The organism is Phaeobacter sp. S60 (genome assembly GCF_000826845.1).
Classification (GTDB): Bacteria; Pseudomonadota; Alphaproteobacteria; order Rhodobacterales; family Rhodobacteraceae; genus Phaeobacter; species Phaeobacter piscinae.
This window is the reverse complement of record NZ_JSWJ01000011.1, coordinates 184,618-201,294: the sequence shown is the minus strand read 5'-3', so window position 1 is coordinate 201,294 and position 16,677 is coordinate 184,618. Positions and strand designations below refer to the sequence as shown.

Annotated in this window: 18 protein-coding genes and 1 pseudogene; 9 read left to right on the top strand and 10 right to left on the bottom strand. The window is 53.8% G+C overall.

Annotation, left to right across the window (positions count from 1 at the left end; genetic code table 11):
• The first annotated feature begins 48 nt into the window (after positions 1-48).
• Positions 49-1,131: a serine protease gene (locus tag OO25_RS10935; protein ID WP_082035327.1), complete on the top strand. Its 1,083-nt coding sequence runs from the start codon at positions 49-51 to the stop codon at positions 1,129-1,131.
• 24 nt (positions 1,132-1,155) lie between these two features.
• Here the strand turns inward: OO25_RS10935 and OO25_RS10930 are convergent, their stop codons facing one another.
• The 4 genes and pseudogenes from OO25_RS10930 to OO25_RS10920 all read right to left on the bottom strand — a co-directional run.
• Positions 1,156-2,160 (bottom strand): type IV secretion system protein, encoded by a 1,005-nt coding sequence (locus tag OO25_RS10930; RefSeq protein ID WP_040180098.1) that lies wholly within the window; start codon positions 2,158-2,160, stop codon positions 1,156-1,158.
• A gap of 30 nt (positions 2,161-2,190) precedes the next feature.
• Complete coding sequence (locus OO25_RS22550) at positions 2,191-2,358, bottom strand: DUF4177 domain-containing protein (RefSeq protein ID WP_082035326.1); 168 nt, start codon at positions 2,356-2,358, stop codon at positions 2,191-2,193.
• A complete protein-coding gene (locus OO25_RS10925) occupies positions 2,351-3,346 on the bottom strand; it encodes an ATPase, T2SS/T4P/T4SS family (protein ID WP_040180097.1) in 996 nt (331 codons plus the stop codon). The genes OO25_RS22550 and OO25_RS10925 overlap by 8 nt, the downstream gene beginning before the upstream one ends.
• A gap of 2 nt (positions 3,347-3,348) precedes the next feature.
• Positions 3,349-4,260, bottom strand: a pseudogene (locus tag OO25_RS10920) (TrbI/VirB10 family protein); the annotation flags it as partial.
• A gap of 28 nt (positions 4,261-4,288) precedes the next feature.
• Here OO25_RS10920 and xerC point away from each other — a divergent pair.
• The 5 genes from xerC to OO25_RS10895 all read left to right on the top strand — a co-directional run bounded on the left by xerC (position 4,289) and on the right by OO25_RS10895 (position 8,748).
• Positions 4,289-5,320, top strand: a complete 1,032-nt coding sequence (xerC, locus tag OO25_RS10915) for a tyrosine recombinase XerC (RefSeq protein WP_040180096.1) — start codon at positions 4,289-4,291, stop codon at positions 5,318-5,320.
• Positions 5,321-5,566: 246 nt separating this feature from the next.
• Positions 5,567-6,412: a hypothetical protein gene (locus OO25_RS10910; RefSeq protein ID WP_040180095.1), complete on the top strand. Its 846-nt coding sequence runs from the start codon at positions 5,567-5,569 to the stop codon at positions 6,410-6,412.
• A 44-nt stretch (positions 6,413-6,456) separates the two neighbouring features.
• Positions 6,457-6,885, top strand: a complete 429-nt coding sequence (gene mobC, locus OO25_RS10905) for a plasmid mobilization relaxosome protein MobC (protein WP_139044776.1) — start codon at positions 6,457-6,459, stop codon at positions 6,883-6,885.
• Positions 6,879-8,429: a relaxase/mobilization nuclease domain-containing protein gene (locus OO25_RS10900; protein ID WP_040180093.1), complete on the top strand. Its 1,551-nt coding sequence runs from the start codon at positions 6,879-6,881 to the stop codon at positions 8,427-8,429. Before mobC ends, OO25_RS10900 begins: the two co-directional genes overlap by 7 nt.
• A gap of 16 nt (positions 8,430-8,445) precedes the next feature.
• On the top strand, positions 8,446-8,748 hold the full coding sequence (locus tag OO25_RS10895) for a hypothetical protein (RefSeq protein ID WP_040180092.1): 303 nt from the start codon (positions 8,446-8,448) through the stop codon (positions 8,746-8,748).
• Between the two features lie 332 nt (positions 8,749-9,080).
• On the opposite strand, the gene OO25_RS10890 is transcribed toward OO25_RS10895, so the two are convergent.
• The 6 genes from OO25_RS10890 to OO25_RS22205 form a co-directional block, all read right to left on the bottom strand.
• Complete coding sequence (locus OO25_RS10890; protein ID WP_139044775.1) at positions 9,081-9,587, bottom strand: hypothetical protein; 507 nt, start codon at positions 9,585-9,587, stop codon at positions 9,081-9,083.
• Positions 9,588-9,873: 286 nt separating this feature from the next.
• Positions 9,874-12,390 (bottom strand): Hsp70 family protein, encoded by a 2,517-nt coding sequence (locus OO25_RS10885; protein ID WP_040180089.1) that lies wholly within the window; start codon positions 12,388-12,390, stop codon positions 9,874-9,876.
• 3 nt (positions 12,391-12,393) lie between these two features.
• Entirely contained in the window at positions 12,394-12,771 is a 378-nt protein-coding gene (locus OO25_RS10880; RefSeq protein ID WP_040180088.1) for a hypothetical protein, read from the bottom strand.
• Between the two features lie 33 nt (positions 12,772-12,804).
• On the bottom strand, positions 12,805-14,346 hold the full coding sequence (locus OO25_RS10875) for a hypothetical protein (protein ID WP_040180087.1): 1,542 nt from the start codon (positions 14,344-14,346) through the stop codon (positions 12,805-12,807).
• Between the two features lie 19 nt (positions 14,347-14,365).
• A complete protein-coding gene (locus OO25_RS22780; RefSeq protein WP_139044774.1) occupies positions 14,366-14,638 on the bottom strand; it encodes a hypothetical protein in 273 nt (90 codons plus the stop codon).
• 15 nt (positions 14,639-14,653) lie between these two features.
• A complete protein-coding gene (locus tag OO25_RS22205; RefSeq protein ID WP_175304820.1) occupies positions 14,654-15,058 on the bottom strand; it encodes a helix-turn-helix domain-containing protein in 405 nt (134 codons plus the stop codon).
• Positions 15,059-15,166: 108 nt separating this feature from the next.
• On the opposite strand from OO25_RS22205, the gene OO25_RS10865 reads away from it, so the two are divergent.
• The 3 genes from OO25_RS10865 to OO25_RS10855 are packed head-to-tail and all read left to right on the top strand — an operon-like array spanning position 15,167 to position 16,592.
• Positions 15,167-15,373 carry a hypothetical protein gene (locus OO25_RS10865; protein ID WP_040180084.1) on the top strand — a complete coding sequence of 69 codons (207 nt, stop codon included), beginning with the start codon at positions 15,167-15,169 and terminating at the stop codon, positions 15,371-15,373.
• Positions 15,370-15,579 (top strand): hypothetical protein, encoded by a 210-nt coding sequence (locus OO25_RS10860; protein WP_040180081.1) that lies wholly within the window; start codon positions 15,370-15,372, stop codon positions 15,577-15,579. Before OO25_RS10865 ends, OO25_RS10860 begins: the two co-directional genes overlap by 4 nt.
• Positions 15,573-16,592: a tyrosine-type recombinase/integrase gene (locus OO25_RS10855; RefSeq protein WP_040180079.1), complete on the top strand. Its 1,020-nt coding sequence runs from the start codon at positions 15,573-15,575 to the stop codon at positions 16,590-16,592. The genes OO25_RS10860 and OO25_RS10855 overlap by 7 nt, the downstream gene beginning before the upstream one ends.
• Positions 16,593-16,677: the final 85 nt, after the last annotated feature.

The window sequence follows — 16,677 nt, the reverse complement described above, 5'->3', positions numbered from 1 at the left end:
AATGCAGCAACCCTAGCGAGTGTTTGCGGAACCGTCTACAGTCCAGTTATGACCTTAGATGAAGTTCAAATATCAATGATGGCAGCGGCTGAAGAGCGTCTGGGTTCGCATCTCAGCCGAATTCAAAGCACGGAACGCCGCATCACGGAGAGAAGCGAACGGATCCTGGGAAGAAGCGCAACCAGAAATGCTGAGCGGGGATCATGGCAGTCTGAAACGATAACTCATCGAGCCGATCCTGCAGGCCTTCTGGAGAGATTGGTCGGCAATTCGAATGATATAGTTTCAATCGAGTTTCTCGAAGCGGGCCTTTTGGCGAGAAGGGCGGTTGGTCGGATATGGGACGGCGACCAATCTTACTCCACTGGGTTCCACGTCGGGTTGGGTTTAGTGATGACGACAGCCCACAGCTTGCCATCCATCGCGGCAGCCAGCGACCATGTTTTGCAGATGGACTACGAAGAGCAAAGCCTCGGCCCACCTCGTCGGATTAGCGAGTTTTCACTCGACCCCGAAACGTTCTTTATGCGCAACGAGGAGTATGATGTCGCTATTTGTGCTGCAACGGATTTTGCTGGAATCGCGCCGCCCTTAGACACCTTTGGCTGGCATGTATTTTCCGGAGAAGACGAGGACACAAGTAGCGGAACACCTGTAAGCCTAATTCAGCACCCAAATGGTGAAATGAAGTCATTGGTGGTCCACAACAGCCATTTCGTGGATACTGGCAGAGGCAGCGACGACGATCGGTATTGTTGGTACACAGCAGATACCAAGCCGGGCAGCTCTGGATCACCTGTGTTTGACCCTTCTTGGCGCTTGCTGGCTTTGCATCATAGCGCGGTACCAGCGCGCAACCCACAAGGCACAATACTTGACCGCGATGGTAGCCCACTGCAAAAGGACGGGGTGCCCGTAACTGATGTTTCACAACTCAATGATCTCGCGAACGTCTTGTTCCGAGCGAATGAAGGCATTCGCGCTTCGCGACTCGTGGGCTGGTTAAAGTCGGAGCAAAATCCAGACCCAACTCAGGAAGCGCTTCGGGAAAAACTTCTGGATCTATGGCGTAGGCCGGGTGCTCGCAGGATTGCACAACAAGCTGCTGTATTAGGATCTGCTTCAGTTTAGTGCAGTGGGCGCTCGAAAATACACTTACCCTTTTTCTAGCCGCTTCGCCCGTTCAGCAACTCTCTGAACCATCGAAACCGTCGCACCACCTGTCTGCCGTATGCCAGCCCCTGCGATCTCCGCATTCGACCTCGTCCCAAACCGCGCCCGCGCTCGCGAGCCTTTGGTGCCGATCAAGCCCTTGGCGAACCCGCCGGGACCGGGAAGGCTCGGCGGTCCGGCCATCATGAAGTTGCCGGAGATTGAGCGCACGATCAGTGGGGTGGCGATTATCATGCCGCCTGCGAGGAACATCATCATGAAGAAGGGCACCAGCGCGCCGATGTTGCTGGCACCGGATGGATCTCCGAGCTCGGCCATTAGCGAGCGCGACATCCCGACGACGGTGGAAAACACTCCTGCGATCACGAGGGGGTAGAGCGCGTAGGAAACCGTGCTGGACAGCCAGCGGTGGAAATAGTCCTTGCTTCCGTCGAACAGCGAAAGCGCGATCATGATGGGGGCGATGCCGATCATGAAGGCCAGCATGATCTTGGCGAAGATCAGGACAAGCCCGCAAAGCGCGCCTATGACGCCTAAAAGGAACGCACCAATCGCGCCGATCAGGGCTCCGGCCATCCAATGCATGTTGTCACCAGCCGCGTTCAGGTAGTCGCCGAACTCTTCGATGAGGTCGTCAAAGGCTCCGGCAAAGTAGGATGCACCTGCACCGCCTCCGCCAAGCCCGGCCACCATGCCGCCCGCGAGCTGGTCGAGCCCGTTGATGAGGGCGCTGGCTACTGCGTTGAATTGGACCCAGTTCATTGCAAAGAGGGAGATCAGCATGAGCTTGAGGGCGAACCAGAACGCGGTCCGCCCATCCATGGATTTGTACTGAAACACCATGTTGAGGAAGACGCCGATCACTGCGAGGGTTGAGGCTACGGCAATGATGCCGCCAAGCTGTCCGGCGACGTTGCCAAAGGTAGTTTGGGCCGCGTCGTCCAGAAAGTTGTCGGTTGTCTCTACCATCCAGGTGACGACGCCCATCCGATCCTCCTCGGTTTGCTTTTAGGTGCTTTAGCTGGTGCGGCGTTTCAGGAAGGCTTTCAGGATGTGCTCGCCGTCGAAATCCGGCACGACCGAGACTAGCTCCCAGCCATTTTGGCCAAGGGCGGTCAGCTGCGCTTCGATCTTCGGGGGCTTTGTCTTGGCGGTGTTAATCTGTTCAATCTTGTATTCAAACATGGGCTATTTCCTTTGAATGGGCCGGATCAATCGGCAGGTAGAATTCGGTGATGCCGCGCGCGCCTTCATGGCGACCGGCCTGGATGATCACATCGATCGAGCGGGTGATGTAGTCGTTCATGTCCTGGTAGGTCATAGGCACGTCGGTTTTCAGGGCGGCGATGGCGAGGCGCTGCACAGCCAGCTGAGGGGTTTCAGCGTGGAGCGTGGTGAGTGAGCCACCATGGCCGGTGTTTATGGCCTCAAGGAAGGTCATGGCCTCTTTGCCGCGTACTTCGCCCAAGACGATACGGTCCGGCCGCATCCGCAGGGTAGAGGTCAGCAGGACATCAGCCCTGCGCGTGGCCTCATCGCGGTCAGACATCAGCGTGACGACATTGGGCTGCGTCGGACGCAGCTCGGCGGCCTCTTCGATCGTGATGATACGTTCGTCGGCGGGCACGAAGGAGAGGATCTTGCGCGCCGTGACGGTCTTGCCGGTCGAGGTCCCGCCGGAGACGATCATGTTGAGCTTGTGCGTGACGCAGAACTTGATCGCGGCGTCGATGTCACCGTTGGCCACGACATCGCGCAGCTCGGCATTGCACTTGCGTCTTGCGGCCTCGTTGCTGCGCTCTTTTCCGAAGAGATAGGACAGCTTGATCTGGTCCAATGGCAGGTCCGCAAAGAACCGCAGGGAAATCGCGTAACCGCCATCAACGGCCGGAGGCTGGATGACTTGCGCGCGGATGGGGCGGTCGCGGAAGGTTATGCTGACCGAAACAATCGGTTTCGTTCGGCTGAGCGTGGTGTTCGCGGCGGAGGCAATCTGATTGCCAAGGTCCTTGATCTCATTCGCCGAGAGCTGTCGATTGACGCTCCGCATGAAGTGATCACCCTGAAACTCCGCCCACAGCGTGCCATCAGGATTGATGCAAAGCTCGATCAGCCTTGGGTCACGCGCCTCAGGGATTTTGTCCATCGAGCTTTGCAGATAGCTTGCCGCCATGATCAGAAGATCTCCAGATCACGATCGACCATCACGGTGACGCGGGCACCTTGGTCGACATAGATCACGGGCGAGATGGAGAGATATTCGCCGATCACGCTTTGTGCGCTGTCCTGCAGGTCTTCGCCAATGCCCTCGAGCACATCCGAGGCGATCTCATCTTCAGTGTTTTGCGCAGCCACTGCGGGCAAGGCTCCGATCAGTGATATTAGGGCGGCGGACCCGAACCGCGTGCCGAAACGGCTGTCGACAAATCCGGTCGTGCCGGAGCGGCCCAGTTCATCGCCACCGAAGGCGCTGATTTCGACGGTCTGGTTGCTGGGCAGAATGATCCGGTCCCAGGCGATCGTCACGCGTTGCTGTGCGATATCGAGGCCGGATTGATACCGCCCGATCAGGCGTGCCCCGCGCGGGATCAGGATCCGCGAGCCGTCATAGGCGTGGACATCTTCAGACACCATCGCGCGGACCTGACCGGCGAGCGAGCTGTCGACTGCGGTCTCCAGCACGGCCTGGATCATCGTGCCCTGAACAACTGTGTTTGACGGATTCACGATCAACTGGGCTTGCGTCACCTCAGCAGGTTCAACGCCGTTGCGGACAAATTCGGTGTCACCATCAAGCCGTCGCTGCTGCGCGGCGGTTTCATTGTTGCCGCCCCCGGTGCCGCCAAAGGCGATGATTGGGCTGGCGATACGGGCTTGGAGTTCCTCAAGTTCTGCTTGCCGCCGCCGCTCGAGTTCCTGAAGACGCAGTTCTTCGGCCGTGGGGCCGGTTGGTGCGGGCGTGCGCGGCGTTTCCAGGCGTGCAATCTCGAGATCGTTCTGCAGTCGTTGAATCTGACGTGCGCGTTCTTCCAGCTCTTCGCGCAGGGCGGCTTGCGTTGCAGCAGCCTCACTGCGCAGGGCGTCGATTTCTCAACAGTGACCTGAGAATGGGCGAATGACTCGCAAGAGTTTGCCCAAATACGTCTACAATGACCGGGGATATCTCCGGTTCATCCGGCGTTCGCGCGGTATCTCGGTAATGATGCACGAGGAAGCGGGCACGCCGGAATTTTGGGATCATTACAATCGCCTGCTGAAAGGAAAACCAGCGCCTGCGCCGGTGAAACGCAATTTTGAGGCGTTGATCCTTAGCTACTATGAGAGCGACGCCTACAAGAAGCTGAAGCCCCGGACGAGATCCGACTATCGGCGATACATCAGCCACATTCGAGAGATCTGGGCGGACAAAGACCCGGCCAGGATCGAAACCCATCACATTTATGAATTGCACCGGGCCAATGCGGATCATTGGCGGCAAGCCAACTATCTTGTCCAGGTCATGGTCGTCCTTATGAATCACGCCCGGTTGATCGGCTTCATCAAGAAAGAACACGGCAATCCGGCGAAGGGTATTCCGCTCTTCAAGCAGCAGAGCGACGGCTGGGAGCCGTGGCCAGATGATGTTCGGGCCGAGTTCGAAGTGCTGGTCTCAAAGAGGGCACGGCTGGTCTATGAGCTTTGCATTGGTACAGGCCAACGGATTGGCGATGTCGTGAAGATGAAGTGGGAGCACTTTTCCGATGAGGGTTTCGATTTCACGCAGGGCAAAACCGACAAGCCTCTTTGGATCCCACTCACCGACCGCCTGAAAGCCCATCTCGACGGGCTTGGGCGAACGGACGGCACTGTTGTGACCGACGCCAAGGGTCGACCAGTGAGCTACCGTATCGTTGCGGAGGAAATGCGCGCCATCAAAAAGAAGATGAAGCACGACAAGGCAAGCTACTACAAAACCCATGGTCTCAGGAAAAACGCGACAATCGAGCTTTATCTGGCGGGGTGTGATGACGAGATGGTCAAAGCCGTCACTGGTCACTCAGGCGTTGAGATGCTCAAAAAATACGGTGGGCCGATCCGGCAAAGAGAGCTCGCCAAGCGCGCTCAAGAGGCAAGAAATCAAATGGAACGAAGCAAGACCGAAACGTGAAAGTTTCAACGGTTGTTTCAAAAATTGCAGTGAAGGAGAGGAAGGATGACGCAAGTCATTGATTTTATTGGAGGCGAGTACCGGAATCGAACCGGTGTACACGGATTTGCAATCCAATGTTTTATCGTTATTTGACAGGCTATTAGGTGGAAATAGGTATCACGACAAATCCAGAACTATCGGCGAACATGATACCGGTAAAATCGGGGGCATTCCTGCGGTTCTGACGCCGGTTTGGGGCGCTCAATGAGCCGCCATAGCTTTGATCCTGACATCGCCGCACTGGTAGGGCTGAACGCAGCGGTGATTTTCCAGAATATCACCTTCTGGATCGAGAAGAACCAAGCCAACCGGCGCAATTTGCGGGATGGGCGCTATTGGACCTACAACTCAATCTCCGCCTTCGCCGAGTTGTTCCCGTATTTGACAGAAAAACAGATCCGCACGGCGTTGGATAAGCTGATCAAATCAGAGCTGATCCTGAAGGGGAGCTTCAGCGATGATCGTTATGATCGAACATGCTGGTACGCGTTGGGCGATTGCATTTGCCCAAATGGGCAGATCGAGTGGGCCAAAGGGGAAAATGATACATTTGCCCCTGAGGGCAAGCCGTCTGCCCCTGAGGGCAAATCCTATAAGAACAGATATAAACCAAATATAAATCCATATCCTTCGCGCGGGGTGGTGGATGATGAAGCTGAGAAAATCTTGGCGGCATATCCCGAGGATCGCATCCGCCGGAGAGCGGATTGCTTGTTGGCGATCCGGGAGATCCTGACGAGTGGTATCACTGCTGCCGATCTGATCGAGGCTGTTCAATCCTATGCCAGTGAAAGCGCGGGTTTCACCCGTTCCAAGGTTTGCTTTTCGGACAATTGGTTCAGCTCTGAGCGTTGGCAGCGGTATGTCTGCGATGCCCAGATACAGCGTGAGGCCGCGAAAGCCAAAGAGGCCGAGGCGCTGAAAGGGCTGGCGGTTTGGATCGCAGATCGCAGCCCGCTTTGTCGGCATATTTCGCCCAGCCAAATCACGGCGCTTTTGGCGGCTGAACTGGTGACGCCGTTGCAAATTCAGGCGGCAGGGCTTGGCTGATGGGGAAAACAGAACCGTCTTCAGTGCAAAGAGCAAGGCGACCCATGTCATACGCTGGCGCATCTGACACGGGACCTTGCGAGGGGTGGCAAGCCTCCCCTTCGAACCCCACCGGCGGGGGCAAGCCCCACGCCAAAGCAGCCCTGACCGAGACATTTGTCTTTCGGTGCAACGCGGCTGAAAAGGCAGAACTACGCGCCAAGGCTGAGGCGGCTGGCGTTCCCGCTGCGACCCTCTTGCGTGAGGCGCTTGGCCTGACGGAGGCGCGCCGCCGCAAGCCAATGCCACGCGTCGATCCGGCCTTGAGGCTGGCGGTCGGGCGCATCGGCGGTAACCTTAACCAGATCGCTCGGGCTACGAACCGAGCTTTGCTGGCGGGGCGAATAGAGCTCGACACGCTGGCCCTCGCGCGTCAGCTCGTGGTGATCGAACGTCAGCTTGCCCAGCTCCTCGATGAGGTGCGGCAATGCTGATCAAGTTCTTTCCCAATGGCAAAGGCGTGGGGGCCGGTCCTGTCGGCTATCTGATCGCGGATGAGGTGCTGGCCTATGATGACAACCGCGACCTGATCCGCGATGCCGATGGCCAGCCCCAGACAGTCACGCGGCATCCGCTGCCGGAGGTTTTGCGGGGCAATCCTGATCGCACCGAGGCGCTGATTGACGCCAGCAACAATCAATGGACCTATCGCGCGGGTGTCATCAGCTTTGCTATTGAGGACGCACCGACTGAGACCCAGCAGCTCGAAGTCATGGACGCCTTCGAAGGGCTGGCCTTTGCGGGAATGGACCCTGAGCAATATGATATGCTCTGGGTCCGCCATACCCACGAAGATCGCGTTGAGCTGCATTTTTGTACGCCTCGGCTGGAACTGACCACAGGCAACAGTCTGAACATTGCACCACCCGGCTATCAGAATGCCTATGACAGCCTGCGTGACCTGATGAACAAGACTCACGGCTGGGCCGATCCGATGGATTTGGAGCGCACCCAAGAGGTGCAGGTGGTGGCTGAGGCTCCAACTCGTGCGCAGGGCCGCGATGAGTTGCATGACTGGATTCTTGATCAGATCAGCATTGGCAGCATCACTGACCGTGCCAGCATGGTCGATGCTCTGACAGATGCGGGCTTCGATATTCCCCGCGCCAGCAAAAACTACATCACCGCCAAAGACCCGGAAACCGGCGAACGCTGGCGGCTGAAAGGAGAGATTTTCAATGAAAACTGGCAAGCCACCCCGGCTGAGCGAGAAATTGAACGCGGATCTGGACTTGATCCGACAGGAACATGCCACCTTGATGAATTCTCAATTGGAGATCTTCAGGACCGATTTCAGCGACATTGCGACAAGCGCGCTGAATACAATCGAGACCGATATCCGCTATTTTCTGAGCGACAGCAGGAGCGAATTGCAGAGGCGCAGCGAGACGATCCGGCGTTGGCTGACGATATCGCCTTGGGTGATCGCAGGGCTGATCTTGGTGTGGATCACCTCGACCGTGGCGGTGAGCTGGCTCTGGATGACCTTTTTGACGCGTTCGGAGCTGACGGAACTGGGCCTGACACGGATCGAACAGGCGGGGCAGATTTGGCTGACGCTGGATCCCGATCAGACCGAAATGAAAACCTGCACGATGGCGGGAACACCGATCATCTGCATCGAAATCAGGGGGCAATAAATGACGACACCCCTGACAGCCTTGGAACGCGATTTGCTCGCCTGCGTCGAGCGGTTGGTGACGGCCTGCGAAACCTCAGCGCAGGAATTGCGCGCCTTGGAAGCACGCTCGACGAACGGGATCGAGAGCAAAGTGAATGGGTTGGCGCATTGCGTGGCGCTGCTGATGAAATCGCATCTCTTGTCGGTCGCCACATTGGCCGACTTGCTGACAGAGGAGCAGACCTACGAGACGCTTCAAGAGGGCTTAGAGGCCAGCTTGAAGTTAGCGAAACGCGCCGAACAACGGCTGAACGAGACCTGAATGAACAAGAGCGCGGCCATAGTCATGGCCTTTGAAACGAAAGGAAAATAGATGAGTTTACCCTTTGATCACTTTACCATGTCCTACGGGCAGTCCCGCGACTATGGCATCGATTACCGAACGTTTGAAAAGGTGGCATGTTTGCCCGAAGGCGTTCCGTTGATGGCCCTTGCAGGGGTTTGGGGTGACTACAGCAACATCCGTTGTCTGTTCATCGACGAGGAAGGCAACGGGTATTGTCGAAATATCAGTGGCAGAGGTGGTGAATATATCATCCGAGAACTGGGCCTGAACGCCAAGGATCTAAAAGTGGGGCAGATGGTCATGTCAGTAGCGCCGCCACCGCAGCTATGATTTGTGTCATATAATGTTGAAATTTTAGCTTTGGAGGGCTATGTGAATGGCAGTAAAGGGATGGTCTAACCGTCCGAATATTAGGCCAGCTATGGCCTGCCTTTTGATTTCTTGGCTATGTGCAGAGCGTTAAAACTGGGAAGTCGAGCGCGCGGCGTTAATTGACAGGTAACGCATTTGAACCTATATTCCTCCCCATAAGGATACCAGATCGACTGTGAGGTTCCTTCCGCAACGCAAGTTGTCCAACTGGAATAGTGGATAAGGCCTAGGCCGAAGAGAGCGTCGAGATAGCCAAGGAGTTGCCTGCAAAGGTGGCTCCTTCGGTCGTTCTAGCGCCTGAAATATTTGACCTTTTTGCCTTTGAGCGCCTGACCGATGACGACTGCAATTTTCACTTTCTGACCGTTTTCTGGCTGCGGTCGATGGTGGGCGCTTTCGACAAACAGGCGCAGTTTGTGCCGGATGCCGTCGAATCTGCCCTTGTGGGGGCGAAGCGTGAAAAAGGCGGTGTAGGCCGTTCCATCACCCAACATCATCGTGGCGTTATATGTGCCATAATTTCGGTCTGATGGCGTAAGGTAAAGGCGGTTTTGCGGCAAGGTTCCAAGCAGTTCCGCCAGATCCGTTGAGGCCGCAAACCGATGCGGGCAAAATACGCGAGGGCGTATGCCGTCCATGATTTGCACCTGGCCCGCGTGTTCTGCGGTTTCAAAGGCTCTGGTCCAGCAATGGCAGGAATATTCGACAAGAATATTAACCCGGTCGCCCTTGGGCAAATCGACCGTCAATATATGTGGTGTGAGGTGAGCGACATGTAGGCGGGTGCTGTCGATCACCTGCGGCGTTACCGCCACGCCGCTGGTGTCGGTCAGGGTGCCGTCAGCCGCCACAAGATGCCGCGTCATATGTTGGCCTCAAGACGCTTGGCTTCAGTGGCTATGCGCGCGCGGAAATAGTAGATGCGGAATTCGGAAGATTTGTTCATGGGGTGCTTGTGCGGTAGGAACCTTATTCTGGATGGGAGCGGGAATATGCGTGGAGAGCCGTTTTGCAATTCAACGGAAACGCCACCCACATTTTTTTTATAGGAATGTGGAGGCGTTTCCATAAATTGATTTTTGGTCAGGTTCCCAACAGATGTGCTAGCTCAACAATCTCTGCGGCATCTGCGCCAGTGGAAACACGATTGCCGAACATTTGCCCAATGACAGCCCGTAGGCCTTCGACATCGTTAGATTGCACAGCTTCGATTCCAGCTTGAATAAGGCGTTCATGAAGCTCGGGATCCACTGCTAGTGTATGCTCCTCAGCTAGTTGTTTGAAGATGGCGATCAGGAAGTCCGGGGTTTCAGAAAGAACCTTCATGCGGATGCCCTGCATTTCGTCCAAAGAACGGCGTGCAGCGTCATAATTTTTCTCACGAATCTCACGGCGGGCGGAAACAAGCAATTTGTCATGGCGTTCTGCATCGACGCCCTGAGCATTATCGCGAAGCTCATCAAAAGAGGTTTCTGCCTTGGATACTTCTTCAGTAAGAACCCTTTCTTCATTCTCAGGGGCCATTTTCAGCAGTGCGATATCTTGTCTGATCTTACGCGCTTCTTCTGCTACGGAACGATGTGTGTCAGCATCTACAGAAGTGGAAAGTGCAGAATGTTGGCGCTCAATACGCTTCCTAATGTTACCACTGGGATCGGCATTTTCATCCAAGGTACCATCCAGATCTTCCAAGTCGCCTTCCGCGCGAGCCAGCATGGTTGCCGCCAGCTCTGCGCCGCGCTCTCCATCGTACGGGATACCGCCATCGGCTGAACGGTATAGGTTGGTGGCATCGACAACGCGCCCCAGAGAAGGAAGTTCCACGGCAAAGCTCAGGGTGCCATTGTCACTCATTTGCCAATCAATGACAAAATCATCACCACGATTAATCCGTTCCCCGCGCTCAAGTTCGTCACGACAGCTCAGATGAAAGTTTCCTATGTGCAGATTATGTTCCGGCGTGTCTATTTCCTCGACCATGTCGTAAAATTCCACGGCGATAAAATCATCTTCTCCACCGGTCAGTGTTTTGCCCGCACGGAAAGATTTTTTACCCCGTGCAGGCAAGGCAGTTCCTTTTTTGACAAGTACTTCTAGTTTATTGCGCTCATACCCAACGAGGCCGTGCTGAACCTTAACAGCCAGCGTATAGGTCATCGGAACACTTGCTGCGCTTGCCTGGGATTTGCTGATTACGATTTCGCGGGATGCATCTGGCACCGTCTTTCCATGCGGATCAAATACCGTAATCTTGAAACGGTTGTCACCATCTTTCCGGGCGGTAACGTTGATGCTGAGCGGGCCAGAAAGGGGAATGCGTCCAGTAGAAGAGCCTTCTTCATCCAAAATTTCCACCTCATGCCCCGCCGGCATATCTGGTGCAGGTTTGAGACGGACTTTTGCTGTTTCGCTCGAGACGCGGGACTTATAATCGATTGCCAAAGAAACACTGCCTGTCACAGTTTCTTTTTGCTTGCCACTTTTTTGGGAGGAGCTTTCTCCATCCCATTCGCGGCTTTCGGCAAAAATGGCAGCTCCTGTTGCGACTGCGGTCATAGGGTCAAGGCCTCTTTCAACCCTAATAGCTAATTCGGCCTCTAGCATGTCCCAAATAACAGGCATCTTAGAGGGGCCGCCAATTGGAACGATTTTTGAAATGTCTTCGTTCCTGTACCCATTGTCAGATATGATCTTTCGGCACAGATCAATTGATTCATCCACTCGGTCTCTGATTAAATCGTTGATTTGGTTGCGGGTAAGATCAATCGAAACATAGATTTCCTCTCCGTCTTCGTCGGTCATTCTAATTTCATCTTCGGTGGCGAAAACGGACGTAGTTGGCGAGGCTGAGAGAAGAATTTTCGCTTTTTCAACAGCATGCTTACACATTGTCGAAAGGTGGTTGTATTTTTCATGGCGTTGAAAGTCTGTCGGAAGGGAAAAGTTTTCCAATAGCCATGGGCGTACAATGCTATCAAAAATTATCCGATCAAAATCACGCCCGCCCAGCATGTTGATCCCTTCATGAGCGATAACGTTTACAACACCTGCGGTACTCATCACGAGTGCGAGGTCAAAAGTACCCCCGCCGAGATCATAGACGAGGAAGACGCCATCTTTTTGCTTACTGTGAGAGATTGCCGCGAGGGCGGCCGCTACGGGTTCTTGTAGCAAACTAACTTGCTCCAGCCCCGCCAATCGTGCAGCAGCAATCGTATCTTCACTTTGCATCTGATTGAACGCGGCTGGCGTTGTGATAACAACCCCTTCAATATCTTGGCCACCGGCTTCGGTCATCGCTTGCCCGACCAGTGCTTTGATTATTTCCGCGCTACATTCAACCGGTGTCCACGTTTGCCCTGCAAAGGTAACGGGGTTTTTTGTTCCCATTGAACGTTTGAACCCGGCAGCAACATTTTTGGGAGCTGACAAAAGGCGGTCATACGCAGACTTACCGATGAAACGGTGTCCGCGTTTGTCGAGATATATCACACTGGGCAGTACATCCGTGCCATCCGCTGTTTTGAATAGGCGCGTCGATCCATCCATATGGCCGACAACTGCTGAGTTTGAGGTTCCAAGATCAATGCCGAGATACAATTTTCATTCCTTTTCATTTTTTACGGGCTGGACGAGAATACGACCCAACCTGATTATTTTCATGTCTGCCAAAATCGCGGGTTCGATCGTTTTGGAAACGATCAACTCAACGTCATCAGCGTAGTCGCCAGCATTGTCAGCAGAAGCGGCGATCCCATCATGAAACGCTTCGCCATCGAAATCGACAACTTTGACCCCGAGCTGGTTACTCAGAAGGGAAAGCTGCCGGTCGGAAAAGGTCAACTGAGCACGCAGCCTGCGCGCCTCTTTTTCTGGCATTGCTTCAACAGCTTTGAGGGTTGTTTTCGTCAATTTCCAGTAGTCGACGCAAAGCTGTGATACAGCTTCCATTTTGTGTTCAAAATCCAGTTCATCACTCATGATTTTTCCAATTTGCGTTTTGGAGATTCAAAATTACCCACCAAAAATTATCAAAAGCAGGATGATGCCGCCAATGACGACCCAATATCCAATTTTCTCATTTTTCTTCTGAGTGATCTTTTCCTTAAGTTGGACCAGCTCCAGCTTGTCATTACCCCTTGCGTATACAAGCATTTCATCGACGACTCGCGACATCCCAGAAACGTTTCCCCTGTTTCTTTCAAGCTCTTCCATTTTCCAGTTGCGATGCAAAACAGCGCGTTCTTCGTCAAGCTTTTCCCGAACTTCGGCAGACGGTGCAGCACGTGTGAAATGTATCAGGCCATTGATAATTCCAAATGCTGTTTCTGGGTCGTTACGTTCGTTGTTTATGAACAGCGCTAAGTCTCTGATAATGAGGAACGCAACAGTGTGATCACCCGGTTGTGATGTAGCTGAAACAAGCGCGGAATAGATATCAGTAACAGGCCCCCGCCGTGCCGTGGAAAAGCTGCTTTTTGCAAGATCTCGTTTTACTTTAGGCAGTTGACTTTTAGCCGCTTCACAGGCCGCGACCAAAGGCTCCAATTGTTCGCTTTGCTGTTTTTGCTCAACCAGTGTTTCCAACTGTGCAACATCGCCTCGCAAAACTTCGGCTACGGATTCAAGCTCTGGAAATGTGTGCAGTAGCGCTGCGGATAAGCGCTTTGCGTGATCATACTCGCCACGTTCGTTTGCCAAGGTTAGGCAGAGCTGCCGGAGCTTTTCATATACTCTCTTCGAGCGCCCTTCTTCATGCCCTTGTTGTTGTTCATAAACTTGGACAGGTTGATTTATTTCATCCCATTTGACCAGAAGTTCAGAAGCTGCATCGACAATAATGTTTAGATTAGCGCCCTCTTGTTCAGCACTTTTTATGACGTCGTCAATTTGATTGTTGAGCGTTGCCAAATCCGGTTCGCTCAATAGATCATATTGCCGAACAAACTGCGCTAGAAATGGGCTTGATGGGTCTCGATTGACCTCATACTCAACAATCTGATCCATGGTTTCGCCGGGCTTTTCTAGGGCCCACACGCCAATAGCAGCGGTTTTGGCCTGCATGGTCATTAACCGCCGCAAGGCCCCTTCAAGTTGGGCTGTGTCTATATTCGGAAAGCCCGCCTTTGAGCGATTTTCATTGAGGAAATCGAGCGTTTCGGAAATATCAACTTCCTCCCATGTTTTGATCAACTTGTGAAAGACATCATTGCTCCCTCTGGAGAACTGAGTGAGGTGAGAAAGAATGTTGCTTTTGGCAAGTTCGGGAAGATGTTCTGTCGCGCCAAACAGATTGGAATAATCCCCCGAAACCATCAGGGCGGTGATACTTGATATCTGCTCATCGCTCAGCTCCGGCAACCAAGAAATCTCCATTTCCAGCCTGGCAAGAGGTGCCAGAAGATTTTGCTGGGCGCGCTGAATTTGCGGCAAAGAAAATGTTTCTTCAAACTCGGCATCGTCAGCTAAGTCTGTGACTTCTGGGTGTGATGATGTGTAGTTAGCTTTCAAAATATGAAAGGCATTCTCAAGAATACTTTGTGTTTGGTTGTCCATTTTGTTTCTTATCGGTTTGTCAAAAAATTCTAAGCTCTTTGTGGCGATGCTTCATGAGTGTTCGCACTAAACGATGCCCGATCAAAATTCCGATCGGACCTGCTGCAACCAAAAGCAAGTAAAGGGAGCGCGAAACATCCCATGTTGTTTGGCCAGAAGTCGCGATTAAACCCGTTGCGCCAACGATCAATGAGACACCACCGGCAATGGCAAGTCTGCGGGCGAATTGGAAAATCTCCCGATCACATAGGTCGAGTTCCGATTCCTGGCTGTTATAATTGACGTCTGTCATATTCGTTCTCGCAATTCATAAGGTATCGAAATATTTTTTTGCCAGATCCGTTTCTGGCTCTCCGGTTTGCGCTGCTTGGTCAGCGACATAACCGATGATCTTGGACAGCTTTTCAATCGGAAGGTTCGTCCCCCTCTCGCTGTCCTCTGCAAGCACGGCATATGACGCTCTTTCAGCAAGATCCGGGCTGTCGCCTTTTTTGACCTTCCCACGTCCAGCGAGAAGCCATTCCAAGCTTACGTTAAATGAATCACAGATCGTAATGGCTGCGGCTGCGGGCAGGTCACGCTTTTCCTGCTCATAGTTTTTATAGGTCCTATCTGTCACCTCGATGGCTGCGGCCATGACCTGCTGTGTAAGGTCATTTGCCTTGCGAACCTCGCGCAACCGCAGGCCTATTCCTGACAATTCTGTTGACAACAGGTGATTCCGTTCATTATTGGTGAAAATAATTTCACTTTGCTGCGATTTGTTTTCTTTTGTTCACTTTGCAGAGCTGCTTCCTGAAACACAACAAAAAGGTGAATTGTGACCAAAACTCTCGAAACACCCAAAGAACTGGCCGAGCGTGTCGGGCTGCCTGTCACCAACATTCGGTATCTGATCCGCGAGGATATGCTGGATCATATTTTCACCGCCCCCGGCAAACGTAACCCCAAGATCCCGAACGGTGCGTGGGAGAGGTATATTGCGCAGTTTACGGTCAAGGCGCAGGTAAAGGGGGCGGGATCATGAGGCCGAAGACCCCGCTCATGGCCAGTGAAACCACCGCCGCGCGCCTGCTGGATCTGGGGGCAAAGCAGTTCAGATATTTGGTGGATGAAGGGTATTTGCCGAAAGGGTATGAAATCGCCCCCGGCGTCGTGCGTTGGGACACAGATACGTTGAAGCAGATCTCAAATGGTGAGGTTGGTGAAGTTCAGGGATCAATTGAATGGTGATCCGGCGCAAGAAATACCTGTGGCGGCATTCGTCCGGTCGCTGGTATGTGCGCAAATGCGTCAACGGCAAGATGATCTATCTTGGGCGCATCACGGCGGAGGAAGGCACCGCCGATTTTGACCACCAGTATTGGGAAATCGTGAGTGGCAAGAGGGCGGAGGTGAAAACCTCATGGACCGCACTGATTGCCGCTATGCGCGAAACCGACAAATGGGCAGGCTTCTCGCCCCGGTATCGCAAGGATTTGGAACCTGTTTTTGAATATTTGACCGAGAAAATTGGCAAGGCGGACGTAGCTCGTCTGACACAAGCTGATATTTACGATGCGATGGAAAAGAACCGGCACCGGGTTCGGTTCGCGAATTACATCCCGACCGCGATCAGCATGTTGTCCAAGCTGGCGATCCGCAAACGGTGGCGCAGGGACAATCCCGCGATTGATATCGAACCGCTCAAAGTTCCGAAGGCGCGCAAAAAGCCGCATATCCCTTGGGCCGATTGGGCGGTGGAGAAGATGCGGGAGGAAGGGAAGCCACTGCCTCTTCTGATTTTCGAGATTGGCGTGGGCAGTGTGCAGCGCCCCGGTGATTGGGTGGATTTCCAGTGGGGCGATTATGATGGCGAAACTCTGAAGCTGCGCCAGAACAAAACCGGCAAACCTTTGTTGTTGCCGTGCACTGAGGCGTTGAAGAAAGCCTTGGATCAGGCGAAGGCCGAGCTGGGATTCGCCCCGCATCCTTCACGGCACATCCTGACGCGCGCAGATGGTTCTGCGATGGATTATCACGCGATGGCGCGGGTAATGGTGCGAGAGCGTAAGCGGCTGGGCCTGATGGACTTTGATCAACACGCGTTGCGCTATCGGGGTGTGATGGAACTGGCGTGGGCTGGCTGCACCGACGACGAGATTGCCAGCTTCAGCGGCCATACATCCAAAGCCATGATCATCAAATATGCAGGCGAAGCGCGGCAAATCATGCGAGCGCGTCAGGCGGCAGCAAAGCGCAAATGACCCCGAACAGAACAGGCACAGAACGTGAAACTGATACTAGAGGTGATACCCAATGAGCAGAAAAATCCATAACACATTGATTTTA

Coding starts and splice junctions, on each gene's coding strand:
- OO25_RS10935 (WP_082035327.1), top strand. CDS start 49: ATGACCTTAGATGAAGTTCAAATATCAATGATGGCAGCGGCTGAAGAG.
- OO25_RS10930 (WP_040180098.1), bottom strand. CDS start 2,160: ATGGGCGTCGTCACCTGGATGGTAGAGACAACCGACAACTTTCTGGAC.
- OO25_RS22550 (WP_082035326.1), bottom strand. CDS start 2,358: ATGTTTGAATACAAGATTGAACAGATTAACACCGCCAAGACAAAGCCC.
- OO25_RS10925 (WP_040180097.1), bottom strand. CDS start 3,346: ATGGCGGCAAGCTATCTGCAAAGCTCGATGGACAAAATCCCTGAGGCG.
- xerC (WP_040180096.1), top strand. CDS start 4,289: ATGACTCGCAAGAGTTTGCCCAAATACGTCTACAATGACCGGGGATAT.
- OO25_RS10910 (WP_040180095.1), top strand. CDS start 5,567: ATGAGCCGCCATAGCTTTGATCCTGACATCGCCGCACTGGTAGGGCTG.
- mobC (WP_139044776.1), top strand. CDS start 6,457: ATGTCATACGCTGGCGCATCTGACACGGGACCTTGCGAGGGGTGGCAA.
- OO25_RS10900 (WP_040180093.1), top strand. CDS start 6,879: ATGCTGATCAAGTTCTTTCCCAATGGCAAAGGCGTGGGGGCCGGTCCT.
- OO25_RS10895 (WP_040180092.1), top strand. CDS start 8,446: ATGAGTTTACCCTTTGATCACTTTACCATGTCCTACGGGCAGTCCCGC.
- OO25_RS10880 (WP_040180088.1), bottom strand. CDS start 12,771: ATGAGTGATGAACTGGATTTTGAACACAAAATGGAAGCTGTATCACAG.
- OO25_RS10875 (WP_040180087.1), bottom strand. CDS start 14,346: ATGGACAACCAAACACAAAGTATTCTTGAGAATGCCTTTCATATTTTG.
- OO25_RS22780 (WP_139044774.1), bottom strand. CDS start 14,638: ATGACAGACGTCAATTATAACAGCCAGGAATCGGAACTCGACCTATGT.
- OO25_RS10860 (WP_040180081.1), top strand. CDS start 15,370: ATGAGGCCGAAGACCCCGCTCATGGCCAGTGAAACCACCGCCGCGCGC.
- OO25_RS10855 (WP_040180079.1), top strand. CDS start 15,573: ATGGTGATCCGGCGCAAGAAATACCTGTGGCGGCATTCGTCCGGTCGC.